Below are 5,767 nucleotides of genomic sequence, written 5' to 3' on the forward strand. Positions count from 1 at the left end.
TCTCCGAGGCGCTGATCCGCTGGGCCGCCATCGCGGGGATGGCCCGCCGCCTCACCCGGAGCGGACCCGCACGACGCCAACCCCGCTACATCTGCCCTTGAACCCTAAACGATCTTCTCAAACACGCACTCAGTGGATGCGCCCGGCGGGTCGCCTGCACATCCATCCGCTCGTCCGTAGTACGGCAGCCGCCATTTCTTGGTTGAGCTGGGAGGATGCAGCCTATGGTCGATGCGATCTTGTGATGGGATTCCAGCACAACGAGAACGGCCGCTCATGATCACGTCTGTGCGACGAGAACAAGATCAAGAGCGGCTGCTGCCGCTATCCTAGAAGCCGCGCGAGTGCAGCGGAACACCGAGGAACTCATGAGCGCGCCGGCACCGATGTTCGCCAGGATCGAACCGCGGTCGCAGGCCGGCAAGTACGTCCGGCCATCATGTCCGACCTGCCCAGACGCAACGGCTGGACGATCGCCGAGTGGATCGGCGATCGCAGCCCCGATGCCACGCAGCGGCTGTTGAACCGCGCCCGCTGGGACACCGCAGGCGCGATGAGCGGCGTCCGCCGCTTCGCCGTCGCCCATCTGGACGCCGCCGCCCGGCCGGGCAGCCTGACCGTGGGCGTGCTGGACGAGTCCGGCCAGGAGAAAAGGGCACCGCCACGGCGGGCGTCAAGCGGCAGCACATGGGCTGCGCGGGCGGCATCGACAACGGCATCAACACCGTGCACCTGGCCTACGTCCGCGCCGGAGTCGGCCACGCGCTGATCGGCGCGCGGCAGTGGATCCCCGCCGAGCAGATCAGCGACCCGGTCACGGCGATCACCACCGCACTGCCCCAGGAACTGGCCTTCGCCACCAAAGGAGAACCGGCCATCGGGCTGCTGCGCGACGCCTATGCCGATGGCGTGCGCCTGGACTTCGTGGCCGGGGACGAGGTCTACGGCGCGTGCACGAAGCTGCGCGCCTTCCCGGAAGAGCACGGCCAGGCCTACGTGCTGCGCGTCCGTGCCGCCTTCGCCCTGACACTCGGCGGCGGCAGCTACCGGACCTGCGAGCAGGCGGCGGCCCGGCACCTGAAGCACAAACGTGTGTGGACCGTCCGTTCGGCCGGCGACGGCTCCAAGGGCGAGCGCACCTACCTCTGGGCCTGGATCGCCACCGCCGGCCCTGCGCACCACCTGCTGGTCCGCAAGCACCGCACCACCGGCGAACTCGCCTTCCACTACTGTTTCGTTCCCGAAGGCCTGCCGGTCCCCCTGCCCCGCTTGATCGCTGCGGCCGGGCTGAGATGGCCGGTGGAGGAGACTTTCGAATTCGGCAAGGACCTGTTCGGCCTGGATCAGTCCCAGGTCCGTCTCTACGAGGCGATCCTGCGCCACACCGTGCTCGTCATGGCCGCCCTGGCCATCTGCGCGGCGAGCGCCGCAGCCGCCAGACGCCGTACCGACACCCAACCCCCGCCACCCACCGGTCCCGACCAGCGGCCACCCACCGACCCGGGCATGATCCCGCTGACAATCGCCGAGATCAAGCGCCTGCTCAACGCCGCCACCACCCGTACAACATCACTAGAACACGCCGCCCACTGGTCAGTCTGGAGACGTCGGCACCAAGCCCGCGCTCGATGGTTCCACCGCCGCGCCCGCCTGACCACCGCGTATTACCAGCTCAGCTAACAAACGGCGGCTGCCGTGGTAGACGGCACCGATATCTCCAGGTTGTAGACGTACTCGGGGGAGGCGCAAATGTTGAAGAACTACACCTGCCATGCCGGTACCTGGACAGGTCCGGCGTGATCCTTCGCAGCGATGACGTCGGGGTACAAACGCCGCTCGGGGCGGGGTCGTCCTTGAGGGCCAGCGCCAGCAGGGCGATGTCCGCAAGGCATAGCTCCAGGTCATTGGCTATCTGTCCGTTTCTTCACTTCTTGCCGGTCGGCCTTTACCCGATGCCGGACCCTCGTTCAAGTAATGACAGATTTAATGATTTAGCTATACGATCGCCGTTCGTGGCCGGAGTCGACCTTTCAAGAACCCGATTAGCCAACGACCTGTTCTTCGCCGTGCATGACAACGTGTCCGGCCGGATGAGGCTTCATGCCCGCCTGACCGGCTTGGGGTTGGCCGCTGCCATCCTGGGAGAGCTGATGCTCGCCGGGCGGACGACCTTGGCATCGGCGGCGGGGCGGACACGGCTCGTTGTTCTCGACGCGACGCCGCCCGCCGACGCGCTCACCAGGACCGCCCTGGACCACATCATCGCGGAACCCTCGCATCGATTCCGGACCTGGCTGCAGTTCTTCGCCCGTACGGCGGCCACCGACGTGGCGGCCCGGATGACCGCCGACGGGCTGCTGCGCCCGTCTGCGGTCAGACGGCTGTCGCGGAAGCAGGTACCGGTCGACGTGAACATCGCGGCGCTGTCCAGGGGACGCGTCAACCTGGCGATTGACCGCGATGAGCCGCTCAACGTTCAGGACAGTGTCCTGCTGGGGCTGCTCGTCGCGACCGGAGGCAGCCGGTTGGTCCTGTGGGAGCAGAACCGGAGATACGTCTCTGATGCGATCGCCGCCCTCCCAGCGCCGCTTCAGGGACTGATCGCGCAGACCGAAGCGGCCGTAGGCAACTCCACCATCAGCCCCCGATGAACCCGCCCCCCTCATCACAAGGATGCCAATGTCAGTGACAGAACGAAGGGCCGGCGCCGTTTCCGCCGCGCTCGCCGAGGACCGCCTCGGTGTCCCGTCGGTGATGTTCTTCGTCATCTCGGCGGCGGCGCCGCTGACTGTCATCGGCGGCTCGGTGACCGCTGCCTACGCCGCGACCGGCGTGACGGGCGTGCCGCTCGCCTACTTCCTGATCGGGGCCATCCTGGGTCTGTTCGCCGTCGGCTACGTGACGATGGCCCGTTACGTCGTCAACGCCGGGGCGTTCTACGCGTACACCGCGAGAGGGCTCGGCAGGCCGGTGGGGGTGGCGACCGCGTGGGTCGCGTTGCTGGCCTACAACCCGCTCCAGGTGGGTCTCTACGGCATGATCGGTGCGGCAGCCCAGCCGCTGATCGACGACTGGTTCGGATTCGCTCCGCCCTGGTGGGTCATCGGACTGGTCGCCTGGGCGCTGACCGGGGCGCTCGGCCTCATGCGGGTCGACGTGAACGGGAAGGTCCTGGCGGTCCTGCTGCTGACGGAGATAGCCGTCATCCTCGTGTTCGACATCGCGGACCTGATCAACCCGGCGGCCTCGGGCTACAGCCTGGACGTCTTCGCCCCATCCAGCCTTTTCGTCCCCGGGGTCGGTGCGGTGGTCGCGATCTGCATGGCGTCCTTCGCGGGCTTCGAGGCGTCGGTGGTGTTCTCCGAGGAGACCAAGGACCCGAGGCGCACGGTGCCGATCGCGACCTATGTCGCACTCGCTGTCATCTCCGGCCTCTACGCTGTTTCGTCCTGGGCGATGACCGTGCCGATCGGCTCGGACAAGATCGCCGAGACCGCACGCCAGCAGAGTTCGGCCCTGTTGTTCAACCTGGCCGGGCAGCATCTGGGCGCGACCCTCGCCACCATCGGCTCCCTCCTCTTCGTGACGAGCCTCCTCGCCGCGCTGATCGCCTTCCACAACACGATCTCCCGGTACATCTTCGCCCTGGGCAGGGAGAGGGTTCTGCCCGAGGCCTTCGGTCGCACTTCCCCTCGGACCGGTGCGCCGATCAACGGCTCGCTGACGCAGAGTGTCATCGCGCTGGCCACGATCGTCATATACGCGGTCCTCGGTCTGGATCCGGTCGTCCAGCTGTTCTTCACCGTTGGATCGTTCGGCGGCCTGGGCCTGCTCATACTGCTCGCGGCCACCTCCATCTCCGTGCTGGTCTTCTTCGCCAAGAACCACCACGAGGAGAACGCCTGGCGGGCCAGGATCGCCCCGGGCGTCTCCTCGGTCCTGCTGATCGTGGTCATCGCGCTCGTCATAGCCAACTTCGACGTCGTGCTCGGCGTGGCGCCCGACTCCCCTCTGCGCTGGATCATGCCCTTCGTCTACGTCGTCGCCGTGGGGCTCGGCGTGATATGGGGACTCGCCTTGCGGGCCAACCGGCCACAGGTGTACGCGAACATCGGGAGGGGTGCCCAGTCGGCCGTGCGAGGGACCGAATGACAGAGATCAACCGAATGACAGAGATCATTCGCGTTCAGAACGGTCCCGGAGTCGCCGAGACCATCGGCGCGATCATCGCCACCTCCTTCCACGAGCAGGAGATCTCGGCCTGGACGATCCCACCGGACGACGATCGCCGCCGCGTGATGCCCCCCTTGTTCTCCATGGCCGCCGAGAGCGCCCTCGTCCACGGCGAGGTCCACGCGACGGCCGACCTGTCCGCCGTGGCCGTGTGGTTCCCCCAGGGGGCCGAGCCACTTCCCGAGACCCCCGACCGCGACGCCCGGGTGGAGGCGTTCGCCGGTCCCCACTGGGAGCGCATCAGGCGGATGGAGGAGGAGATGGACAAGCGCCACCCACAGGACCCGCACCACTACCTGGCGTTCCTCGCGGTGCTCCCTGGGCATCAGGGGCGGAGGATGGGGACCCGGCTGCTTGCGGAGTACCACCGCAAGCTCGACGAAGCGGGCATGCCCGCATATTTGGAGGCCAGCAGCACCCGCAGCCGCAGGCTCTACCTGCGCCACGGCTATCAGGACCTTGGCGACCCGATCTTTATGCCCGACGGCCCGCCGATGTTCCCGATGTGGCGCCCCTCCAGATCGACCGCTTCGGCGCCCTTGACGTCCTGACCATCGCTGAGGCGCCGCGTCGAGGTCAGTCGATACGTGTGACGCGCCACTACTGTAGCGTGATACTACAACACTCTCCGTTACCACTGAATCTACGACAGCGCCGAACGAGAGAGACAGAGTCGAAAGCTGGACACGCCCCCGGTGGGGGACCTACCGTATTGAGTCTCGCCTAACAGATCGAAATATGTACTTGCTGAAAAGGCTCTGACTTCCCCATTTGATCGCTTCATCCTGTGGAGGCGGCTTGAGTATGGGCATACTCCCAGAGGTCCGGCTATGCGGACGTCCTACCCGCTCCGGCACTCCCTGCAAAACACGGATATATGGATTCGATCTCGCCTGTCGGATTCACGTTACACCTCACGAGCGTGAGCTCGCTGAAGCGTACCAGCGTGGTCGAAACGATGGCTACAAGCAAGCTTCCGATTCGGCTCAGCAAGCCTCGTCAAGCGAGGTTGAGCGGCTCAAACGTCGTATCGAGGAATTAGAGAAACTTCTTGATGAGGCGACCCGCGTCTATGAGATCGATGGGGATCAGCTCGTAGAAGTGGGCCGCTATGCCAATCGATGGGCAGGGCTGCCCAAACTGGAAGTGGGGGACCACGTGCTATTGCCCCAGAATTGGGTGAGTGTGATGACTGACGGTCCGGGGGCAACACGCGGGACCGTCACCAGGCTCGGGAGCACCTACCGCGGGGAACATGCGCGCATCGTCAGCCGAGCGCCGGCCGAGTCCGGCGAGCAGAGCCGAGACGACAGTCAGATGCAAGGGGGTACGGCGGTATGACCCGGTACGCCATAGACCAGTCCCGTAAAGCGCTCATCGCCACCTGGAGTGTTGGCGTCGGCGACACTGAGCCTTTTTCGTGCGCCCAGTAGAACGGAGGTGAAGCCGTGACATAGCGGCTCATCTTGTGTTCGTAAGCTCGTCGTCGCTTGCCGGTGGAAGTCCGGTCCGGGTAGATGCCAGGAGGCCCGGT

The 5,767-nt window shown here is 66.0% G+C and carries 3 protein-coding genes and 1 pseudogene; all 4 read left to right on the forward strand.

Annotation, left to right across the window (positions count from 1 at the left end):
• The first annotated feature begins 344 nt into the window (after positions 1 to 344).
• Positions 345 to 1,680, forward strand: a pseudogene (locus C1I98_RS34205) (IS701 family transposase).
• A gap of 332 nt (positions 1,681 to 2,012) precedes the next feature.
• On the forward strand, positions 2,013 to 2,651 hold the full coding sequence (locus tag C1I98_RS42060) for a GOLPH3/VPS74 family protein (RefSeq protein WP_158558297.1): 639 nt from the start codon (positions 2,013 to 2,015) through the stop codon (positions 2,649 to 2,651).
• 28 nt (positions 2,652 to 2,679) lie between these two features.
• A complete protein-coding gene (locus C1I98_RS34215) occupies positions 2,680 to 4,152 on the forward strand; it encodes an APC family permease (RefSeq protein WP_111171472.1) in 1,473 nt (490 codons plus the stop codon).
• Positions 4,153 to 4,166: 14 nt separating this feature from the next.
• Positions 4,167 to 4,784 (forward strand): GNAT family N-acetyltransferase, encoded by a 618-nt coding sequence (locus C1I98_RS34220; RefSeq protein ID WP_158558298.1) that lies wholly within the window; start codon positions 4,167 to 4,169, stop codon positions 4,782 to 4,784.
• The last annotated feature ends 983 nt before the right edge of the window (positions 4,785 to 5,767 follow it).

The sequence above is a fragment of the Spongiactinospora gelatinilytica genome (assembly GCF_003236385.1).
Taxonomy (GTDB): Bacteria; Actinomycetota; Actinomycetes; order Streptosporangiales; family Streptosporangiaceae; genus Spongiactinospora; species Spongiactinospora gelatinilytica.

Coding starts and splice junctions, on each gene's coding strand:
- C1I98_RS34215 (WP_111171472.1), top strand. CDS start 2,680: ATGTCAGTGACAGAACGAAGGGCCGGCGCCGTTTCCGCCGCGCTCGCC.
- C1I98_RS34220 (WP_158558298.1), top strand. CDS start 4,167: ATGACAGAGATCATTCGCGTTCAGAACGGTCCCGGAGTCGCCGAGACC.